General features: G+C 59.5%; 20 protein-coding genes. 9 read left to right on the forward strand and 11 right to left on the reverse strand.

What is annotated here, in order from left to right:
• Nucleotides 1-29: 29 nt before the first annotated feature.
• The 6 genes from KP004_RS07900 to KP004_RS07925 form a co-directional block, all read right to left on the reverse strand.
• Nucleotides 30-1415, reverse strand: coding sequence for a NarK family nitrate/nitrite MFS transporter (locus KP004_RS07900; protein WP_216801790.1), 1386 nt, complete (start codon nt 1413-1415; stop codon nt 30-32).
• A 138-nt stretch (nt 1416-1553) separates the two neighbouring features.
• A complete protein-coding gene (locus KP004_RS07905) occupies nt 1554-2219 on the reverse strand; it encodes a respiratory nitrate reductase subunit gamma (protein ID WP_216801791.1) in 666 nt (221 codons plus the stop codon).
• The gene (gene narJ, locus KP004_RS07910) at nt 2213-2758 is read right to left on the reverse strand and encodes a nitrate reductase molybdenum cofactor assembly chaperone (protein ID WP_216801792.1); all 546 of its coding nucleotides are present in this window, start codon (nt 2756-2758) and stop codon (nt 2213-2215) included. Before narJ ends, KP004_RS07905 begins: the two co-directional genes overlap by 7 nt.
• Entirely contained in the window at nt 2755-4209 is a 1455-nt protein-coding gene (gene narH, locus KP004_RS07915; protein ID WP_216801793.1) for a nitrate reductase subunit beta, read from the reverse strand. The genes narJ and narH overlap by 4 nt, the downstream gene beginning before the upstream one ends.
• A gap of 136 nt (nt 4210-4345) precedes the next feature.
• Entirely contained in the window at nt 4346-7957 is a 3612-nt protein-coding gene (locus KP004_RS07920; protein WP_216801794.1) for a nitrate reductase subunit alpha, read from the reverse strand.
• Entirely contained in the window at nt 7957-8775 is an 819-nt protein-coding gene (locus KP004_RS07925; protein WP_216801795.1) for a c-type cytochrome, read from the reverse strand. Before KP004_RS07925 ends, KP004_RS07920 begins: the two co-directional genes overlap by 1 nt.
• A 373-nt stretch (nt 8776-9148) precedes the next feature.
• On the opposite strand from KP004_RS07925, the gene KP004_RS07930 reads away from it, so the two are divergent.
• Complete coding sequence (locus tag KP004_RS07930; RefSeq protein ID WP_216801796.1) at nt 9149-9655, forward strand: hypothetical protein; 507 nt, start codon at nt 9149-9151, stop codon at nt 9653-9655.
• Nucleotides 9656-9741: 86 nt separating this feature from the next.
• Here the strand turns inward: KP004_RS07930 and KP004_RS07935 are convergent, their stop codons facing one another.
• From KP004_RS07935 to KP004_RS07955, 5 genes are all read right to left on the reverse strand, one after another.
• Nucleotides 9742-10341: a hypothetical protein gene (locus KP004_RS07935; RefSeq protein WP_239026981.1), complete on the reverse strand. Its 600-nt coding sequence runs from the start codon at nt 10339-10341 to the stop codon at nt 9742-9744.
• A complete protein-coding gene (locus KP004_RS07940) occupies nt 10328-10957 on the reverse strand; it encodes a hypothetical protein (RefSeq protein ID WP_216801797.1) in 630 nt (209 codons plus the stop codon). Before KP004_RS07940 ends, KP004_RS07935 begins: the two co-directional genes overlap by 14 nt.
• Entirely contained in the window at nt 10954-11196 is a 243-nt protein-coding gene (locus KP004_RS07945; RefSeq protein WP_239026982.1) for a Pvc16 family protein, read from the reverse strand. Before KP004_RS07945 ends, KP004_RS07940 begins: the two co-directional genes overlap by 4 nt.
• A gap of 527 nt (nt 11197-11723) precedes the next feature.
• Complete coding sequence (locus tag KP004_RS07950) at nt 11724-11921, reverse strand: GSU3473 family protein (protein ID WP_216801799.1); 198 nt, start codon at nt 11919-11921, stop codon at nt 11724-11726.
• 174 nt (nt 11922-12095) lie between these two features.
• Nucleotides 12096-13505, reverse strand: a complete 1410-nt coding sequence (locus KP004_RS07955) for a DUF8689 domain-containing protein (RefSeq protein WP_216801800.1) — start codon at nt 13503-13505, stop codon at nt 12096-12098.
• A gap of 274 nt (nt 13506-13779) precedes the next feature.
• Between KP004_RS07955 and KP004_RS07960 the strand changes: the two genes are divergently transcribed.
• The 8 genes from KP004_RS07960 (at nt 13780) to KP004_RS07995 (ending at nt 21274) form a co-directional block, all read left to right on the forward strand.
• Entirely contained in the window at nt 13780-15165 is a 1386-nt protein-coding gene (locus KP004_RS07960) for a sigma-54 interaction domain-containing protein (protein WP_216801801.1), read from the forward strand.
• A gap of 387 nt (nt 15166-15552) precedes the next feature.
• Complete coding sequence (locus tag KP004_RS07965) at nt 15553-15747, forward strand: Flp family type IVb pilin (protein ID WP_216801802.1); 195 nt, start codon at nt 15553-15555, stop codon at nt 15745-15747.
• 72 nt (nt 15748-15819) lie between these two features.
• Entirely contained in the window at nt 15820-16017 is a 198-nt protein-coding gene (locus KP004_RS07970; protein WP_239026983.1) for a Flp family type IVb pilin, read from the forward strand.
• Nucleotides 16018-16142: 125 nt separating this feature from the next.
• Nucleotides 16143-16676, forward strand: a complete 534-nt coding sequence (locus KP004_RS07975; RefSeq protein WP_216801803.1) for a TadE family protein — start codon at nt 16143-16145, stop codon at nt 16674-16676.
• A 23-nt stretch (nt 16677-16699) separates the two neighbouring features.
• Nucleotides 16700-17608 (forward strand): Flp pilus assembly protein CpaB, encoded by a 909-nt coding sequence (cpaB, locus tag KP004_RS07980; RefSeq protein ID WP_216801804.1) that lies wholly within the window; start codon nt 16700-16702, stop codon nt 17606-17608.
• A gap of 36 nt (nt 17609-17644) precedes the next feature.
• Nucleotides 17645-19099, forward strand: coding sequence for a type II and III secretion system protein family protein (locus KP004_RS07985; protein ID WP_216801805.1), 1455 nt, complete (start codon nt 17645-17647; stop codon nt 19097-19099).
• A complete protein-coding gene (locus tag KP004_RS07990) occupies nt 19078-20124 on the forward strand; it encodes a pilus assembly protein TadG-related protein (protein WP_216801806.1) in 1047 nt (348 codons plus the stop codon). The genes KP004_RS07985 and KP004_RS07990 overlap by 22 nt, the downstream gene beginning before the upstream one ends.
• A gap of 25 nt (nt 20125-20149) precedes the next feature.
• On the forward strand, nt 20150-21274 hold the full coding sequence (locus tag KP004_RS07995) for a CpaE/TadZ family protein (RefSeq protein ID WP_216801807.1): 1125 nt from the start codon (nt 20150-20152) through the stop codon (nt 21272-21274).
• Nucleotides 21275-21372 lie beyond the last annotated feature (98 nt).

Here is a 21372-nt window from a genome sequence, read left to right on the forward strand (position 1 = left end):
GGCAATACCACACCAGAGCAGGCTCCCTTTCAGCACGGCATCTCCGCATTTCTGCGGGAATAACAGTACCAGGTCAGGCCGATGCAGCTCACGTAGAAGGCGAGGAAGCCGTACAGGGCCGCGTGGGGGGCACCGGTCAGCGTTATCGAGCTGCCGAAGGCCTTCGGTATGAAGAAGGCGCCGTAGGCCGCGAAAGCGGAGCAGAAGCCGAGCACCGCCGCTGCCTCTTTTGCCGCTTCGGCCGCAGCCTTGGCTTGAGCCTCGCGCCTGAGGTCGCCCGCCGCGCGCTGGCGCTCGGTCAGGAAGATCACCGGGATCATCCTGAAGGTCGACCCGTTGCCGATGCCCGTGGTGACGAACAGGAGGATGAACATGGTTAAAAAGCCCCAGAAGCTGCCGGGGTCCCCGTGGCTGGGCAGGAAGTGGAGCACCCCGAAGGCGGCTGCCGTCATGGCGACGAAGTTCCAGAACGTGACCCTGGCTCCGCCCAGCTTGTCGGCGATCCATCCCCCGACGGGTCGGAGCAGCGCCCCGACTAGGGGGCCCAGGAAAGCGTACTGCATCGGGTTCACCGCCGGGAACTGCGACTTGATCAGGAGCGGGAGCCCTGCTGAATAACCGATGAACGACCCGAAGGTGCCCAGGTAGAGCCAGCACATGATCCAGTTGTGCTTGCGCTTGAAGATGACTGACTGCTCCTTGAAGGACGCCTTGGCCTCGGCGATGTCGTTCATGCCGAACCAGGCGGCCAGGGTGGAGAGGGCGATGAACGGGACCCAGATGAAGCCGGCGTTCTGCATCCAGACCGAGGTGGAGACCCCCTTGACGACGCAGACCTGTGGTTCGCCGCACAGAGCTCGGAACGTGCCGGTGGTAATTACCAGCGGCACCAGGAACTGCATGACGCTGACACCGAGATTGCCAAGGCCCGCGTTCAAGCCGAGAGCCGTCCCCTTGAGGGCCTTGGGGAAGAAAAAGCTGATGTTGGACATGCTGGAAGCGAAGTTGCCGCCGCCGAGGCCGCACAAAAAGGCCAGCAGCAGCATGGTGGTGTAGCTCGTCCCCGGGTCCCGCACCGCGAAGCCGATACCGACCGCCGGGATCAGCAGCGACGCCGTGCTGATGGTCGTCCAGACCCTGCCGCCGAAGATGGGGACCATGAAGGAATAGAAGATGCGCAGGGTAGCCCCGGAAAGACCGGGCAGCGCGGCCAGCCAGAACAGTTTGTCGGCGTCGAAGGAGAACCCGATCGACTGCAGGTTCACCACCACCACGCTCCAGACCATCCAGACCGCGAAGGAAAGGAAGAGGGATGGGATGGAGATCCACAGATTGCGGTAGGCGATAGCTTTACCCTGCTGTTCCCAGAACTGCGCGTCCTCCGGGTTCCATACTGCCAGTACTCGTGACGACATCATCCCTCCATAGATTGTCAAATGCCCTAAACTTCGATATCTAAATGACTCAAGTGCTGCATCCCCACGCGCCATGTCGTCCCCTCCCCAGGAGGGGGAGGGACAGGGAGGGGGAAATCGTTGTTGCTCCAAAAACGATTACTTCGACCGCCACCGGTACAAAAGCGGCGGGTCCTTCAGGAAATCAAACGGCAGGTAGAGCATGTGCACCAGCTTGGTGAACGGCAGCACGGCTACGATCAGGAAGGCGCAGGCGGCGTGCAGCTTGAACACCAGCGGGAGGTCGGCGACGTACTCTATCTGCGGCTGGAACGACACGATGGACCAAAGGTAGGGCACCGCCGTGTGCAGGTACCACTGCGAACCCCAGCGCATGAAATAGCCGATGTAGATCCCGGTGCCGGCCTGGAACAGCAGCAGGTACAGGATCAGCCAGTCCGAACTGAAGGTGACCCGTTTCAGCATCCCCGAGTTCACGCGGCGCAGCAAAAGGAGCAGCACCCCCAGCACGGCGAAGGCACCCAGTCCGAAGAGGACGCTTTCCACCCCGAGCAGGGTTTCCGGATTGCCGAGCAACCCCTTGAAAGCACCGGGAAACGCGAAACCGACCACGTGCGCCAAGAGGATGGGGAGGATGCCGTAGTGCCACGGGTTGATCCCCCAGTAGAGGGCCTTGCGCTCCAGGAACTGGGTCGAGTAGGCGGTCCAGGTCAGCCGGTTGCTTAAAAAACGGTACGGGGTGACCAGGAGCAACAGCGCCAGGGCCGCGTAGGGCAGGGCGATGAAGATCAAAGAGTTCAGCATGTTGCCTCCTCATGGCAGTCCGCGCTACACAAAAGCTCGGCCGCCTCGACCAGGGTGAGCCACGGGGACGTGTCGCGCTCAACCGAACTCCCGAGCAGCTTGTTGATCCCGGGCAGAACCAGTTTCTCGATGAACTCGCGGCGGACCGCGTCTTCGCCGCGGCCGGCGAGGTGTGCCAGGAAGGCGAGCACCACGCCCAGGTGGTCGGGAAGCTCGTTCACCGGCGCCTCGAAGTCGTGTCTGCCGTACTCCTGTTTCACCTGGATCATGTAGCCGCCTTTCTTCTGGTTGTCGCCGTAGAGGTGGTGACCCAGGTAGGGAGCCGCCGCGGGGTTGAAGTCGAAGCGGGCCACGTAATCCTCTTGCAGTTCCGCCAGCGTGGAATCGCTCAGCATCTCCCCGAAGAGATGGGTGCGCGAGTCGATGCCGCTCCGCCTCAAGTAGGAGGAGAGGGCGTCGTAGGACGTCAGCAGCTCTTCCCGCTGCTGCGGGTACTCGAAAAGCCGCGACAGGGCATGGTAACTCTGCTGCATGCTCATTTTGCCCCTCCCCTGGTCTTCTTGAGGATGCCGAAGCCGGCCTCCTGCTTGCGCCGTTGCGGGTCCTGCTCCTCGCGCTGCTGGGGCGGAATCACGTTGCGCTCGTTGTAGCCCGCCACCGTGAAGAGCCGGTACAGCCGCTTTGCCGCCGCCTCGTCCAGTCCCGCCTCCTGGAGCAGCGCCGGGTCCGCCGGCAGCCCCAAATTCTCCGCCCGCATCTGGACCCGGATGGCGATCAGCTTCTTCAGCGTCTCCTCGATGACCGCCTCGTTGCCGCCGGAGAGGAGGCTCGCCAGGTACCCGATGGGAACGCGCAGGGTCTGAAGCGCGGGGATCATGCCGTGCTCCAGGAGTTTGTGGGTATCGCCCCAGGTGGAGAGGACCGGCGACAGGGAAGGGATGTAGTACGCCATGGGGAGGGTCCTGAACTCCGGGTGCAGCGGGAGCGCGATACGGAATTCCTTCACCAGCGCGTAAACCGGCGAGGCGACCGCCGCGTCCAGCCACTGCTCCGAGATCCCGTTTTCCAGCGCCAGCCTGCGCACCTCCGGGTCGCGCGGGTCGAGGATGACCTCGCGGTGCGCCTCGACCAGTTCGGCATCCCCCTTGAGGGCGGCCGCCTCAACCGCGTCCGCATCGTAAAGAAGCACACCTACGTAGCGGATGCGCCCGACGCAGCTGTGGGCGCAGGCGTTGCACTGGCCGGTTTCCACGCGTGGATAGCAGAAGATGCACTTCTCCGCCTTGCCGGTGTTCCAGTTGAAGTAGACCTTCTTGTACGGGCAGGCGCTGGTACAGAAGCGCCACCCCTTGCAGACCTCCTGGTCCACCAGCACGATGCCGTCCTCGCCGCGTTTGTAGAGGGCGCGGGAGGGGCAGGAGGCGACGCAGGCCGGGTTCAGGCAGTGGTTGCAGATGCGCGGCAGGTACTGCATGAACATCGAGTCGTAGGATTCGATGACCTTCTTGTCCTTGAGGTTCAGGTCTTTCGCGGCGTAGACCTGGGACCCGGAGAGGTCGTCGTCCCAGTTGGGTCCCCCCTGGATCTCCTCGATCTTCTTGCCGGAGATCTGGGAAAACGCTTCTGCGACGGGCTGGTCCTTCCCCTCCTTGGCGCCGGCGAGGTTGCCGTAGTCGAAGTCGAAGGGCTCGTAGTAGTCCTCGATCTTGGGCATGTTGGGCTGGAAGAACATGTTGGCCAGGGTCGGGCCTTTGCCCATCGACTTCAGCTTCAGTTTCTTGCCGTCGACCACCCAGCCCCCCTTGAAGCGCTCCTGGTCCTCCCACTGCCGGGGGTAACCCACGCCGGGCTTGGTCTCGACGTTGTTCCACCACATGTATTCGGCGCCCTTGCGGTCGGTCCAGATGTTCTTGCAGGAGATGGAACAGGTGTGGCAGCCGATGCACTTGTCCAGGTTGAAGACCATCACTATTTGAGCTCTTACATCCATATTTGGCTCCTTGGAATCTTGCTTTGAATTCCCCCCTCCCGGCCTCCCCCCTCCGGGGGGGAAGAGTGCACGGTACCGGAGTCCCCGCCCCCGGAGGGGGAGGGTTAGGGAGGGGGAAGGGCGGCGATCTTTTCCTCTACTTGAGCTTCCTGACCACCACGTAACTGTCGCGGTTCACGCCGGTTGGGCCCCAGTAGTTGAAGTAGTAGCTGAACTGGGCGTACCCTCCCAGCATCAGGGTCGGCTTCAGGCGGATGCGGGACAGGCTGTTGTGCACGCCGCCCCTTTTGCCGCTCTTCTTCGACTTCTTGATGTTCAGGGTCCGCTCCGGCGCGTGGTACATGACGGCGGCGCCCCTGGGGATCCTGGAGGAAACGATGGAGCGGCAGACCACCACGCCGTTGGCGTTGTAGACCTCGATCTGCTCGTTGTCCTCGATGCCGGCCCCGGCCGCATCCAGGTGGTTCAACCAGACCGCCTGCCCGCCGCGCGAGAGGGTGAGCATTCTCAGGTTGTCCGAGTAGGTCGAGTGGATCCCCCACTTGCCGTGCGGCGTCAGGAAGTTCAGCACCAGCCCCGTTTCGCCCTCGGTCTCGTCGAGAAGCGCCGGGTTCAGCTTCCCCTTGAAGGTCGGGAGCCCCTCGTAGAACTCGCGGTAGTACGGGTGATCCAGGTAGAGCGACTGCCGCCCGGACAGGGTGCGCCAGGGTACCAGGTGCTCCACGTTCAGCGTGTAGGGGGAGTAGGGGCGCCCGCCGTTCACCAGGCCGCTCCAGATCGGCGAGCTGATCACCCGGCGCGGCTTCTGGGTCACGTCCTCCCACTTGACCCGGATCTCTCGCGCGCCTGCGGATATCTGCGCCAGCGGCTTGCCGACCCGCTTCTCGAGATTCTGGTAAGCGCGGTGCGCCAGTTCTCCGTTGGTCTCGGGAGCCAGCGACAGGATCGCGTCCGCCACCACCTTTTCATCGGCCAGGTCGACGTAGCTCTTGCCGTTCCAGCTCCGGTTGGGAAGCTCCCTCAGCAGCTTCTCGTGCTCGTCGTCGGCGTCGTAGTAGTTGCCGTGCGAGCCTAAGTGCCCGATGTTGGGGCCGAGCGAGAGATAGCGGTTGTAGAGGTTCACGTAGTCGCGCTCGACGATGGCCAGGTTGGGCATGGTCTTACCCGGCACCGGCTCGCATTCTCCGAGCTTCCAGTCCTTGACCGAGCGCTGGGCTATCTCGCCCGGTGTGTCGTGCAGAAGCGGCGCGGCGATGATGTCCTTCACCGGCTCGGGCAGGTGGGTCGCCGCCAGTTCGCTCACCTTCTTCGCGATCTGGCTGAAGATCTTCCAGTCCGACTTCGACTCCCAGGACGGGGGCACCGCCGCGTCCATGCAGTTCACGAAGGAGTGCATGTCGGTGGTGTTGAGATCGCTCTTCTCGTACCAGGTGGCCGCCGGGAGCACGATGTCCGAGTACAGGGTCGAGGTGTCCATCCTGAAGTTCAGGTCCACCACCAGGTCGACCTTCGCCTCGGGTGCCTTGTCGTGCCAGACGATGTCCTGCACCTGCCCCTTGGCGACCTCCTTCGCGGTGGCGCTCGCATTGGGGGCGCCCAGCACGTGCTTCAGGAAGAACTCGTGCCCCTTGGCGGAGGCCGAAATGGCGTTGCCGCGCCAGATGAACCAGACCTTCGGCGAGTTGCCGGCGGCATCCGGGTCCTCGATGGCGAAGCGCGTCTTGCCGCTTTTCAACCGGTCCACCAGCCAGGAGCGGGTGGCTTCGTCGTCACTGCACCCCTCGCTCTTGGCCTGCTTCAAAAGCTCCAGCGGGTTGGCGTTGAAGTGCGGCGCGAAGGGAAGCCACCCAAGGCGCACCGCCTTGGCGTTGAAATCCGCCGCGTGCATCGGCATCTTGTCGCCGGTCTCGGGTTTGAAGTAGTCGACGAAATTGCGGTCGTAGCGCCACTGGTCCGAGTGCATGTACCAGAAGCTCGGCGTGTTCTGCAGGCGGGACCCCTTGACCCAATCCTGCGCCATGGCGATGGAGGTCCAGGGAGAGAGCGGCGCCACCTTTTCCTGCCCCACGTAGTGGGCAAGCCCCGCGCCGTTTCTCCCGACGCTCCCGGTGAGGATGAGAGCCGTGATGGCGGCGCGGTAGATGAGGTCGTTGTGGTACCAGTGGTTCACCCCGGCGCCGATGATGACCATGTTGCGCCCACGGCTCTGCTCGCCGTTTTCGCCCCACTCGCGCGCGATCTTGATCAGCGTTTCGGCGTCGATGCCCGTGTGCTTTTCCTGCCACTTGGGCGTGAAGGGGAGGTCGGAGTCGTAGCCGTGCGGGTAGTCGCCGGAGAGCCCCCGGGAGACGCCGAACTGCGCCATGAGGAGATCGAAGACGGTCGTTACCACGATCTCGCCGTCCGCCGTCCGCACCCGCCGCACCGGCACCTCGCGGAGCGCGTCCTGTTCACCCTCGAAGCGGAACAGGACCTTGCGTGTCTCCTGTCCCAGGAAGGTGATTGCGGGGTCGATCTCGGCGCCGTCGACCACGTCCTTCATGTCGAGGTTCCACTGCCCCTCCTGCTTGCTCCAGCGCGAGCCGAGGCTGCCGTTGGGGACGCGCACCTCGCCGTTTTTGTCGGCGACGCACAGGCACCACTCCGCGTGCTCCAGCGAGGCGGAGCGCTCGAAACGCGCCGCGCGCACCAGTTCCCCCTGGCGCCACACGGGGACTGGCTCCGCAGGTGCCTGTCCCCCTCCCGTCTGCCCCCCTTCCGGCGTAAGTTCCACCAGGAACGGGAAGTCGGTGTACTTCGTTACGTACTCCTCGAAGAAGGGGACCTGGCGCTCCGCGTAGAACTCTTTTAGGATCACGTGGTTCAGCGCCATCCAGAAGGCGCCGTCGTGCCCCTGCTCGACGGGGAGCCAGGCGTCCGCGAACTTGCTGGCCATCGAGTAGTCCGGCGACATGACCACCACCTTGGTGCCGCGGTAGCGCGCCTCGGTGAGATAGTGGGCGTCCGGGGTGCGGGTCATCGGGACGTTGGAGCCGCACAGCACGATGTAGGAGGCGTTGTACCAGTCCGCGGACTCGTTCACGTCGGTCTGCTCGCCCCAGACCTGCGGTGAGGCGGGGGGAAGGTCGCAGTACCAGTCGTAGAAGCTCATGGCGACGCCGCCGAAGAGTTGCAGGAAGCGGCTCCCCGCCGCGTAGCTGATCATGGACATGGCCGGGATGGGGGAGAACCCGATCACCCGGTCCGGGCCGTGCTTCTTGGCGGTGTAGATGCTGGAGGCGGCGATGATCTCGGTGACGGTCTCCCAGTCGCCGCGCCGGAAGCCACCCATGCCGCGCTGCCCGGTGTAGGAGGCGCGCGCTTCCGGATTCTCCACGATGCTCGCCCAGGCCTCGACCGGGTCGGCGTGGGCCTTCTTCGCCTCTATCCAGCGGTCCAAAAGCGCCCCGCGCAGGTAGGGATGCTTCACGCGCAGCGGGCTGTAGAGGTACCAGGAGAAGCTGATGCCGCGGGTGCAGCCGCGCGGCTCGTGGTTCGGGATGGTACCGTCGAACTGCGGGTAGTCGTTGGCCTGCAATTCCCACCCGACGATGCCGTCCTTCACGTGCACCATCCAGCTGCAGCCGCCGGTACAGTTGACGCCGTGCGTAGAGCGCACCACCTTGTCGTACTGGGCGCGGTTGCGGTAAAGCTCTTCCCACTGGCGGTTGTGCGCCGAGCAGTCATCCTTGATCCTGTTATGTGACATTACTTGGTTCTCCTCTTGAACAGCAGGACGGCGATGAGGCAGATGGCGAAGAAGCCGAGACCGGCGGCCGGATACGGATCGCTGGCGGGATGCTTCCTGGCGGCGGAGTCCTTGAACAGCGCGGTGAGCGCCGTCGACTCCTCGTCGGTCAGGGGGCGGTCCGCATAGATCTTCTTCATCACGGGGAAGCTGAGGCTTTTCAGTACGCCCCGCACGCCGTTCTCGCCCATCTTGCCGTAGAGGTTGGTGAGGTCGGCGGCGAGAGCGCCGCCGTATATGCCGGGGTAGTCGAAGCGGTGGCAGGACACGCAGGGGGCGCCCCCCTTGGCGAAGCGCTGCTTGCCGGTGAACAGGTCGCGCCCGGTCGCGAGCAGTTCCTTGGTCACCACGACTTCAGCCGGCTGCTGCGGTGCCTCGGCCTGGGCCGGTGCCGTCGCAGCCGGAGCCGGTTTATCGCCGGCGGGAGCGGGAGCGCCACCGCCGAGGAACGCGACGATCTTCTCGGCATCGCCGCGGTTAACGCCGACGTTGGGCATCTCGAAGCCGTACTTCTTCACCAGTTCCGCCTGTGCCGGATCCTTTTCGGCGGTCAGCTTGCCGGGATCGGTGACGATCTTCACCAGCCACTCGGTGGGGTGCTTCGCTCCGACCCCTTTCAGGTCGGGGCCGCCGCCGTCTCCGCCGCCGATGGTGTGGCAGGAGGCACAGTGCTTGTCGAAGAGCTCCTTCCCCCCGTCGGCACGGGCCGTGCCGGTAACGGCTGCTACCATCATGATTGCGATAATAAAACGGATCGGTGTCGACGGCGAATGTGGCATGGAGGCTCTCCTTCAGCTTCTGGCGTTTCGATACGTCATGCCGGTGCGGCCAAGGCAGGGCGTCGCGATGTTGTAAACACTTCGGATAGAGGAGACTCTAGAACAGGAGTTTGTTAAGGTTCTTGACCTAAATCAAAAAATCGAGAATCCATTTTGCGCTAATGAGGCCTAGACGGAGTTACGTTTCATTATAACGTCGCGTTTGGATTTTGCAGGTAGGGAGCAAGGTGAGGTTATGGTGCGGGAAACCATGCCGACGTGCGTGGCGGTTGGATTGGGGGGTGGCGTAGGTTATGCGCGCCTTGACAGTGGTCCAGCCCATTGTACATTTGCTCCGGAGATTTACCGTGAAGACAGGGGAGCACAAGTCACAGTGGAAAAAATCAGAGTATCTGTCAACGACCTGATGCAGCAGGGCTATGTCTACTACCGAACCGAACCGGTGGGAGAGAACTTTGATCCTGAGTTCAAGCCGGATCTGACTCCTAAGGAGATGCTGGAGATGGGTGTCTTCGGGGGCAGGTACATGACCGACTGTCAGGGTGAGTTCCCCAAAGAGTGGTTTGAGAAGGCGAGGCTCTGTCATGAGCGGCACGTTCCGGAATACAACTTCTTCGGCGTCAATGCTTCCAAGCCGCTATCCTACTGGCGCGAGAAGGGGTGGATCTACAGCGACGACCCGCGCGGCTGGTTCCAGTGGTACTGCCGCTACTACATGGGGCGCCGCTGCCCCGACGATGCGCGCCAGATCAAGCGCTGGAAGGCGATGACGCGGCACATCGCCCAGATCAGGCACAACTGCCCCGAGGGGGTCCTCACCTGCCGCAAGAGGCAGCGCCAGGCCTTGTTGCATTGGGCCTACGACAGCCGGAAATTCTGAAAGGCAGGGCGAATGATTATTCGCCCGCCTTTGACTCGCCTGACTCGCCTCCCTTCGGCTCGCCACCTACACCACCTTCCCCTCCTTCACGTTTCGATGGCCAGTGCGGGAAATTCGGCGCTGAACCGGGGGCTTACGACCGTCCCCAGGGTGACCCATTCCACCAGCTCCGGATCGATGCAGAGCCGTCCGCTCATCAGCGGTTCACCCGGGCGCACCCCTTCCAGCCAGAGGATCCGCTTCTTCGCGAACCAGTGGTCCGTCGAGAAGAAGCGCTGCACCTCGATCCTCCTTCTCACGTCGTGCCCGGCCAGGATGTACTGAGCCGTCTCGCCGGTGGGGAGGATGGAGCGCTGGTCCGCTCCGGTCACGCCGCCGAATTCCGGGAGCTCTCCCCCCTCGGGAAGCAGCTTACCCAGGATCTTGTTGAAGAAGCCGGGGCGCAGGTGGGGCGCCAGGGCGATCATCACCACGGCGAACTCCTCGCGGGTGGGGTCCTGGCTCTTGATGAACATCTCGATCGGGGAGTCCTCGCTGTAGAACTCCAGGGGAGGGGGAAGGAACTCCTCGGTCTGTTCCAGGCGGACCCGGAGGTACCCTGAGACGAGCTGGCTGAGCCATTCCAGGGCGAGCTCAAGGTTCACCGCGTCGTCGCTTTGGGGTGGGTGGCGGCTATGCTTCGGCATGGATCACGCCTCCCGATGCCTGCAGGAACGAAAGCACCATCTCGGGGTAATCGCTGCGGAAAAAGGTTTCATCCCCCGACCCGAGAGCCGCCCGCACATGGTACTCGCCGTTGTTCACCCGCACCACCTGGACCACCGGGTCGGGCGCCAACACCTCTTTCCTCTTGGCCGTCAGTTCCTTGTCGGTGATCAGCCTGCGCGCGGTTTCCCTGGCCTTGTGCTCGGAATCGAACACGGCGACGGCCAGACAGGAGAATGGCTCGAACTTGTAGCTCTCGACCTCGGGAGAATAGTCGTCGATATCGTTGATGCCCAAGTAGCCGAGCTTGAGCGGCTCGATCGCGACCTGCACCCTGAAGTGGAGGGTGACCCGCCAGACGAAGTCCCACTTGGATGCCCACCCTTTATCCTCCCAGTATTCACTGTAGTAGTTGCACCGGTACGGCTTTATGCCCCATTTGAGCGGCTCCGCCCCCAGGTCCAGTGCGGCGATCAGCGCGCTCACGAATCTCTCCGATCCGCCCCCCACCTGGTCGGAATCCCCCCGGGTCAGGATGAAGTCCACCACCGTTCCGTCTGCGCCGACTGAAGGATGCCACAGGTATAACATGCTCATTTTCGTCCCTCTCCTGGTCCGCGGAAGTTGATCGTTACCGTCTTTTTGTAACTGCCGGAAAGCTTGGCGTACATCGAGCTGTTCTCCCGGTACGGCACTACCTCGAGCCCCTTGCTGCGCATGATGTAGAGGATGAACGGGTACTGTTTTCCTCCCAGGGGCCCCCAGAGGTGGTGCACCTCCTCCAGCGTCGGCGAATAGATGTCGAAGATCAGCTTGAACGACTGCAACTGGTCCAATGGGACGATTGGGACGATTGGGACGATTGACGTGGTGATCGAGGCGGGGTCCACCGTGGTGGCAGATCATGGGCCTCATCTCGGTGTCGTTACCGCGGAAGCCGGCAAAGGTTGTCAAAGCGGCGGGTTGCAGGGTTGCCGAAACGTCGGGAATCTCCGCCGCAGCTGCCACGCGTAGCCCTTCCTGGTACTAAACAGGGTAACGAGAAAGAGCGTTTGATGATTATAATTAGAATAAGTAAATTTAACTTGGTGTGGTGAGGTGTCAACAATGCCGACAAAAAAAGGTTGGATCGGTAGTAAAGAGTGGTGCACCTGAACCAGAGTTTCCCCCTTGAGAAAGGGGGGGGCAGGGGGGATTTGCCTCTTGATTAGGAAGAAAAGCTAAAAGAGGAGGGAGGAGGAGAGGCTCTTATCCGAGCCCAGATGAATAGACGCCCCCCTGGCACCTGCTGCTGTGGCAGGGGCGTATCGGTGGCGTCACGAAAGGAAAGTCTCGAACCGGAGACAGGCAGTGACCCGGGCGTTTATGCCGCCTTCAGGGCGCGTCTTCGGTCATGTCCGGCATAGCTGCCGCCCATACCGCGCACAGAGTCGTGGCCGATGCGGACGTAGCCGTCGGAGCGGAAGAACCCCAGGATCTTCCCCTGCATGATCAGGGAGTCGAGAAGGTAGTCGTGCACCTTTGCGCTCTGGAACTCATCGTACACCACGCGTATCAGCATCGTCTTCTCCTCCCGCGGAAGGCATCCTCTCATACGAAATCGCATGGCACGGACAACCGGACAGGTGTGAATGACAATGGATGCCAACTGCTGCGTTACGAATCCCTCCAGGACTGTTACTGACTGACATCGCTGTGCCGCTTGCAGAATGACGGATAGAGCGAGCGGTCTGCGTCATGTCTCCATTCTAACAAAATAATTGGCACATGCCATCTCAATACTTTCCTTGGTGAGCTTGGCGGGGCGATCGTGATAGCGAGATTCGACGATGATCTGCTCTATGAGATCGCGCGGATGACAGGCATTGGGCACGGCGCCGTACTGCTTGTAACAGTAGCTGATCAGGTAGTCATAGGCTTCCTGGTTGAAAGGGACCTCGTTCGAGTCGCAGACCATCTTGAAGATCCTCTGGAACTCCGGCTCCGTGGGGCGGTCGATCTCCACCTTGTACCTGATCCTGCGCAGGAACGCCTCGTCCAAAAGCTGGGCAGGGTCGAGGTTGGTGGCGAAGATGACCAGCATGTCGAAGGGGACGGCGAACTTCATCCCCGTGTGCAGGGTCATGAAGTCGATGTGCCGGTCGAGAGGGACGATCCAGCGGTTCAGGATGTCCCGCGGCTCGATCTGCTGCCTGCCGAAGTCGTCCAGGATGAAGATGCCGTTGTTGGCTTTCAGCTGCAGGGAGGCCTCGTAGTACTTGGAGATCCGGTTGAAGTCGAGGTCGAGCATCCTCATGGTCAGTTCGCCACCCACCATGACCACCGGCCGGCGCACCAGGACCCAGCGCTGGTCCACGTGTTCGGGGAGCAGGGCCGGGGGGACCGGGATGTGGTTCACCGGATCGAAGACACTGATGATCTGGCCGCCGACGTCGATGGCGTAGGGTACGTAGATGAAATCGGTCGGGACGCGCCCCACCGCCTCGGCTATCGCGGTCTTGCCGTTGCCGGGAGGTCCGTAGATGAAGACGGTTTTCCCAGAGGTGATGGCCGGTCCCAGGCGCCGGAAAAGGTCCTCCCGGCAGACCAGGTGCGAAAAGGCGTCCCGCAGGGTCTGGTCGCTGATGGTGATGAACTTGACGGTCTGCAACTCTACCATGGTCTGGTACTCGTCGAGGGTGACCGGGGCGGGGCCCGCGTAGCGGCACAGGTCCATCAGCTCCAGGCTGCGCTTTTGCCCGGATTCGGTGACCTTGAAGCTGTAGGTGGCCGACGCGTAGCTCGTGGCTCCCTTTATCTCGACGAACTTCTCTCGCTTCAGCACCTCCAGCGCCCGGTTCACGATGGTGATGGGGAGCTTGATCCGGTCCACCACGTCCCCCATGCGAAACTCCCCCATGAAGACGATGTGCTTCAGAACCAGATCGGTTACAAAGGAGAGATCGAGGCCGGTATCCTCCACGCACTTGGGCGGTGGGGGATTTCGTTGGTACTGCTTCTTAATGTCCTGCTCGGAGACATGGCCCAGGGCTACCAGATTGTTCCCGAGCCGCCCTCCAAGCCTGCGCTGCCGTTCCAGCGCCTCGTCAAGTTGCGCTTGGGTAATGATATTTTCTTTAACCAGCTTCTCCCCGAGAATGAACATTGCTCCCCCCGTAACTGTCATAAACGCGGTTTCGTGGTAAGATTTACCTCAAAACTTCGCTATGTAAAGAACCCGCACACTCATTGCCTCAGAAATATAGTCCTTGTTTAAGGCTTGCTGTCGGATTATAGTATTGTCACATTTTAACTAAAGAGTCCAGCTAACTCGCTGACTCTCTAGGGGAGGCGGCATGGGTAGGCTTGATGTCAGGGTCCGCACGCATCTTGACTCCAATGTTTGCTACATCGCGCGGGGAGACAGGCCGGAAGAGCAGGTGACAGTCACAGAGCTCAGCCTCAGCGGCGCGCTGGTGGTCGGCCTTTCCACCCAACTGAGCGAGATCTTCGCCATAAGGCCGGTCATTCCCGGCACAGGCGAGGTGGAACTTCTGGCCAAGCTGGTGCGGCAGGGGAGGGGCGGCGCCGCCATCCGCCTGTTCTACTCCGACCACGACACCATGCAGGCCCTTTGGGAACACATCAGGGACAACCTCCCCCGGACCGATTCCTGCCCCTACTGCGGCCACCCCGACGATTCCCGCGAAGGGTCCTGCGACAAGTGCAGCCTCTACCTCAACTTTGCCAAAAAGAACTACCTTGAACGGCACATCGAAAACACCTTCGCCCAGCGCCTCAACATCCGCTTGAGCCGGCTCAACCTCGAGCACATCCAGAAAATCATCCACTTCGTCGACTCCAAGCTGCTGAAGATCCAGCATCGCTCCCCCGACAAGGAGTTCGTCGGCACCAGCCCGGCGATGCTGTCCGTCTTTTCCATGATCCGGAAGGTGGCGCCCACCGAAATGAGCGTGCTCCTTCTGGGGGAGAGCGGGACCGGCAAGGAACTGACCGCCAGAAGTCTGCACCACCTCAGCACGCGCAGGGACGGCCCCTTTGTCGCCGTGAACTGCGCCGCCATACCCGAAACCCTTCTGGAGGCCGAGCTGTTCGGGTACGAGAAGGGGGCGTTCACCGGGGCCTACGTCACCAAGAAGGGTAAATTTGAATCGGCCGACGGCGGCACGCTGTTTCTGGATGAGATCGGGGACCTTCCGGCCAGCCTGCAGGCGAAACTGTTGCGCTTTCTCGAGGACAGGCTGGTTCAGCCGGTCGGCTCCGCGCACTCCAAAAAGATCGACGTGAGGATCGTCGCCGCCACCAACTGCGACCTGCAGCGTGCCATCGGCCAGGGGCATTTCCGCACCGACCTCTTCTACCGGCTCAACTCCTTCACCATCAAGCTCCCCCCCTTGCGGGATAGGGGAGATGACAAGGTGCGGCTGGCGAGGTACTTCCTGGAAAAATTCTCCCGTAGCGAAAACCGGCCCATGGAATTCTCCGACGGTGCCCTGGACGCCATCCGCAGCCACGCCTGGCCCGGCAACGTCAGGGAGCTGGAGAACAAGGTGAGGAGGGGGTTCCTCATGGCGCCGGGCAAAGTAATCGACCCGGAGTGCATGGAACTTGACCAGGTAGAGGACGCCGCAACGGTGCCGGAGCCGGTCTTCAGGCCCGGGGCATCCCAGAAGGAGTACGTCATTCAGGTGCTGGAACAAAACGATTACGTCATTGCGCGGGCCGCCCGCCAGCTGAACATCAGCCGCCCCAGCATGTACGCCCTGATCAGGAGGCACGGAATCAACAGGGACAACGTGAAATAGCCACCACTCCCCCCCCTGTGTCTGCACGCCCTTTACACGTCATTTACAGTCAGCTTTACACATCCTTTACACCTTCCGGACGTTTTGCCTTCCGCGCCGGAGCTGCCCGCAAGGTACAACAAATCTCTAATCCTTGGTAATCAGATCGTATTTAAGAAATGTCTCTCACATAAATGAGGTGCGGCACACATTGTGCTGATGGTTTACTGAACCAAAACGGGGCACGCGAATTATAAAAACCTAATGTAATGGCATGACGTATACGGCAACATTATAATAAGATAATTTTTTTTGTGGCCAATAGTGGTATTGACAATGTTTAATAATGGAAATATAAATTTGTATAACGGCTGACCGTGTCCTGAGAGAGTCTCGCTGCGACCATTTATGAGCAAACTTAAAAAACTCCTAATTTCCCTGTGGTCGAAGCTTGGCGGCTGTAAAGGGCAGGGGCTCGTCGAGTATGCGCTGTTGCTGGTGCTGATAACTATGGTGGTTTTTGCCATGTTGGTGGCCTTTGGTCAGCGGGTCAACAATACTTATGAGATTGTGAATTCCAGCGTGCAAGGGGCTGGCATGTGAACTTGGTAAGTTCCAAACCTTTCGTATCTCGCGCCGAATGTCGGCGTAATATAACAAAAAAGGAGCCGTGACATGACTGATTGGATCAACATGTTGTATATCCGCCTGCTCACCGGAGTATCCTCTCTCAAAGACCAGAAAGGCCAAGGGTTGGTCGAGTACGCCCTCATTCTCGTTCTGATCGCCGTTGTGGTTATTGTCATTATGACCTCTCTCGGGGCGAAGACGAACAATGTGTTCTGCAGGGTTGACAACGCGATGACGAGATAGGACTAACTCGCAATCGATTGTAAAATGCCTATGGAGAGTAAAGGCCTATGAGAGTATGTTAATCTTTCATGGGCTTTTATTCTTTTCTGTATTAGTGTTCTTGACAATGTCTACTTTTTGTATAAATGATTACCAATGCTGTTGTGGTGGATAGTGATATCTATTGGGGAATTACAATGAATAACCATAAGGGGCAAGCGATAGTTGAGACTGCGATAATACTTCCCTTGCTTATTGTGCTGGTTATGGGCCTTTTTGAATACGGAAGGTACATGTATCTGAAGAACACGCTCAACAATGCCGCGAGGGCAGCCGCAAGGACAGCGGTCGTGACGCCCAAGTACGATTCTGTGACCCACAAGGATGGAATGGCGCCAAGCGACACCAGCCATACCTTGAGCTGCACGGATGCCGAGTTCATAGCCTCCCCGGGGAACGGGGCAGTGTACAAGACGGTCTGTAACTCGATCTTCAACGGGATCCCTAAAAACGAGGTGGTGGTGAATATCGCATATACGGAATTGGCCACTCCTGCAGGACTTAGCGCGGGTGACAGTGTCAGCATCCAGCTTACCTGGGACAAATATGAGGCCCTGCTTCCCAAGCTTATTCCGATCACCAACATACTTACAGGTGAAGCCTCAATGCGTTATGAATAATCTGCCTATCCTCAGGAGGTGCTATGACTCGACCAAAGGCGGTAATTGTTGTTGCGATTCTTGCTCTTGTCTTCGCAGGGATTGCAGCTTGGCTCACCTTCAGTTACCTGCAAGGGGAGACAGATAAAACCAAGGCGGCGCAACCGCAGAGCATCGTCGTTGCGGCCGCTGATATCCCTACTGGCAGTACCATTGGCGAACCGCAGTTGAAGGTGACCTCTTGGCCGAAGGACAGCATCCCCCAAGGCAGTTCAGCAGATCCTAAACTTCTCATAGGCCGCGTTGCCATTCGTCCCATCTCAAAGGGAGACGCTGTCACTGAGCAGAAACTCAAACCTAAGGCTGCTGTGGGCGGCTCAGGTTTCATGACGTACATCATTCCTCTCGGGCATCGCGCAGTGACGGTCGCCGTCAATGAGGTTGCTGGTGTGGCCGGCTTTATAACTCCCAATGACCGGGTTGATGTCGTTCTCACCACCTCCATTCCGACATCCCAAAACGAAAAAATCAGCAAAATTATTCTTCAGAACGTGCCGGTGCTGGCCACCGGACAGATCACGGAGCAAAAGGAAGGGAAACCGGTGGTGGTTCCCACCGTCACTCTTGACCTCACCCCCGATGACTCCGAGCGGCTTGTCCTTGGCGCCAGCAGAGGATCGCTGCAACTGCTGCTTAGGAATATAGCTGATTCCGGACCGACCGACGCGAGGGGGGCGACCATAGCCAAGGTGCTTGCCGGTTCGGCCCCACCGCCCGCCGCTGCACCGGTGTCCGCACCGGCACCTAAACAGGCCAAGGTGGTGGCGAAGCGTCCGGCAGTCAAGAAGGTCCGCGTTGCGCCGGTCTCACAGGCACCTGCCCCACGTTCCAGCCACACCGTGACCCTGATAGACGGTGGCGTACGCACCACCAAGGAATTCGTCCTTCAATAGATCCGCTGACATCCAGCTCACGAATGAGGTGCTTTGATGATAATCGTCCTTAAAAAACAACTGCAGTTGCTGGTCTGGGCGTTGTTGGTGACCTGTGCGTGCGTGACGGCGGCACATGCCGGCGTAGCTCTGGAGGTAGGACTCTATAAGAGCATCCTGGTGGACTTCAAGAGCCAGAACAAGAAAATCGTTTTGGTGACCCTGGCCAACACGAAGAAGGAATCCCAGGAAAAGGATGTCGAGCAAACGGTTCAGGTTGCCAAGCCGGGCACCGCCGACCCTAGCAACGTGGCCCCCGCCAGTGCGGCAAGGAAGAGATCTTCTGAGTCGGATACGGGCAACACCAACAAGTTTGTGGTGCCCGAGGTTCTGTCGGAATACGTGCTTAAACTGGACGGCATTAGCATCGGCAGCACCAGCATGATCATCTGGACGAAGGCTGAGGGTGACGAGCGTCCGGTTCCCACCTTCTTTGACCTTAGAGTCGTAGGCGACCGTGAAACGATACAGAGCCAGATGAAGGATATTGCTCCCAAAGACAGCATCGAAGTCCAATATGCCAACGACACTGTCGTGCTTTCGGGTAACGTCGCAAACGACCAGACCAGGAGCAAGGCCCAGGATCTCGCAAAGGCCTTCTCCTCCAAAGTCATCAACAACATAACCGTCAACGAACCGCAGCAGGTGCTGCTACAGGTGAAGGTCGCACAAGTCGACAAGACCTCCCTTAAAAAGCTTGGCATCAGCTTTCTGGTCAAGGGCAACACGGGTGAAGGGTTTTCCAACCTGGTTTCCGGACCGTCCGGAGCTCTCACAGGCACAGCACCGGCCTTGGGTGACTTTTCATCTCTGGGATCTTTCCAGGCAGGCGTGTCCTATTTCCCATCAGGTCTAAGCACGGTACTTCAGGCACTTAGTTCAAAGGGGCTTGCCAGAGTTCTTGCCGAGCCGAATCTTTTGGTGAAAAGCTCTCAAGAAGGCAACTTCTTGGCGGGGACCAAGATCCCCCTGAGCATCATCGAAAGCTCAAACGGTACAGCAACAACAACCATCAGGTATGAGACCGTCGGCATAAAGCTTAAATTCAAACCCGAGGTGTTAGAATCAGGCATGATCTCCCTCAAAATCAATCCTGCGGAGGTAAGCAGCATCCAGGGGTATCTGCCGGTAAACGGGTATCCTATCATTGACACCCGTAACGTTGATACGAGCGTCGAGCTGAGAGACGGTGAAAGCCTTGTCCTCGCAGGCCTGCTTCAGGAGGAGGAAATCAAGAACATGTCAAAGATCCCCCTGCTCGGTGATATTCCCATTCTGGGGGCTCTGTTCCGTTCCACCAGTAAAGACATCAAAGAGAAGGAGCTTGTGTTCTTCATAACCCCGAAGATCGTTAAACCTTTGGCGCCAGGGGTAAAGACCGAATTACCAACCGACAAGAAGCTTGCTCCTGAGCAGGAGAGGGAACTGTCATGGATGCCTTTAGGAAAATAAGGAGACGCGATCAGAAAGGGTTCGCGCTGGTTTATATCGCCCTCATGATCGTAGTCCTCGTGGGATTCGTAAGTCTTGCCGTGGATCTTGGTTATATCTATGTGGCCAAGGGCCAATTGCAAAATGCTGCCGATGCTGCTGCACTCGCTGGTGCGTCGATGAATCTGTCAGATTCTTTAACGGTTAGGGCCAAAGCGAAACAGTTTGCGGCAATAAATAAAGCGGCTGGCGATCCTGTCGTAATCACAGACAGTGACATTACCATCGGTCACTGGGATGCTGCCACATCCAGTTTTACGACCTCATCTCCCATCAATGCAGTTAAGGTGGTTGCACGTAGAACCGAAGCCGGCGCTAGTGCCGCAGAGCAAGGAAAGGTTCAAACTTTTTTCGGCAAGGTTTTCTCGTTGTTGCCAAGCGGTGGAGAAGGATGGGCAGAAATGTCTGCGGCAGCTTCTGCCATTGCCGCTCGTCCGCCTAGACCAACCATCCCTGTCGCACTGTGTCAGACTGCCTGCTCTAAAACGATTCCTCCCGAACTTAAGTTCTTCTTCAAGGAAGCTGGTCCAGGTGGAACCCCGCCTCCTCCTGAACTTACATTGGGATGGACGGACTTTTCTTTCAGTTCTCAAGCGACTGATCTTGGCCCCCAAAGCGACATTGCGAAATACATACACGGGGAATTACATCCTCCTGACGTCTGCAACCAAGCGATTTATACCAACAATGGTGTAGGCGAGGCCGTCCAAGAGTTGATGCAGGAATTCAACGCCAATAAAAATTCCGACGGTTACTGGGAAGTCATTGTTCCCATCCTTTCCGATGGGGTCAACAAGGATGGCGTAAGCGTCCCAGCGTGCCCACCTGGGGATCAGCCTATACCTTATCCGCTATCCAGCTTTGCTATCGCATGGATTTCCGATGTTGTAAAAGGGGCTTCTCCCGGTGTCACCTTCAGTAAGCTTGAATGTCTGCCATGTAACGATCCTAGACTGGTTGGCGGTACACCTACTTTGGTCAAATAGATAGCACATAAGGATCCTGAACTCTATGCCTCCACGTATCAGTTTAGCCATCATCGACAGCGACGCGTCCGCCCGCGAATCCATCGAGGTAACGCTGAAACCGTTTTCCGAGACCATCGGCATCGTCGGCTCGGTCGATAACTTTAGCGCCGGTCTGAGGGTAATCGAGAAGAGCGCGCCCAATGTCGTTATTCTTGAGGTCAGCGACATTCAGCGTGGCATGCAGGAGGTGCAGCACATCACCTCCAAGTTTCCCCGGACCTCGGTCATCGTCAGCTCCTCTGAGAAGAGCTCCGACTGGATTCTCTCGCTCATGCGGGCGGGAGCCGTGGAGTACATGCTGCGCCCCCTGACCCAGGACGAGCTGAAACTCGCCCTGCAGAAGGTGGGACGCTTCATCTTCTCCAAGACCGAGGAGGCACCTCGCGCCAAGATCATCTCCGTATACTACCCCACCGGCGGGACGGGAACCACCACGGTCGCGGTGAATCTCGCCGCCGGTCTCGCCTCGGAAGGGGTCAAGGTCGCCCTCGTCGATCTCAACCTCTACTCCGGCGACATCGGCACCTTCCTCGACGTCAGCCCGACGTACACCCTGAGCAGCGTCACCAGCAACATAGACCGTCTCGATGCCAACTTCTTGATGACGGTCATGACCAGGCATGCATCTGGCCCCTTCGTTCTCACCGAGCCCAATGAGGTGGATGACGCCATTTCGATTACCCCCGATCAAGTGCACCGCATCCTCTCCTTTTTAAGAGGCGTGTTCACCTATGTCGTGGTCGACTGCGGCGGCCCCCTGGCTGGCTGCAACATGGCCATCTTCGAGTCTTCCGACCTGATACTGTTCACCACTGCCCTGAGCCTTCCCGCCCTTAAGAACAGCAAGCGCTACCTCACCGCAATGGAGCGGAAAGGACTGCGCAAGGACCGGCTGAAACTGGTCGTGAACCGTTACCTGCCCAAAGCCGACATCCAGGTCAAGGACGCCGAGAAGGTGCTGGGGCACACAGTTTTTCAAACGATACCCAACGATTACCTCGACGTGGTCAATTCCATCAACAAGGGTATGCCGGTCGTAAAGTACTCACCGGGGTCTGCGGTCAGCAAGGCGATCCTCAACCTGGCGGAGCTGGTGGCAAAACCCTAACTCCAGTTGGGCGTGCGCCGGTTGCAGCCGTGCTACCGGAGCGGACAAATCAATCGCCACGGCCGCTCCGCTCGCAGTTCAAGAGGTCTTATCTATGC

Origin of the sequence: Geomonas oryzisoli (assembly GCF_018986915.1) — a bacterium.
Taxonomy (GTDB): domain Bacteria; phylum Desulfobacterota; class Desulfuromonadia; order Geobacterales; family Geobacteraceae; genus Geomonas; species Geomonas oryzisoli.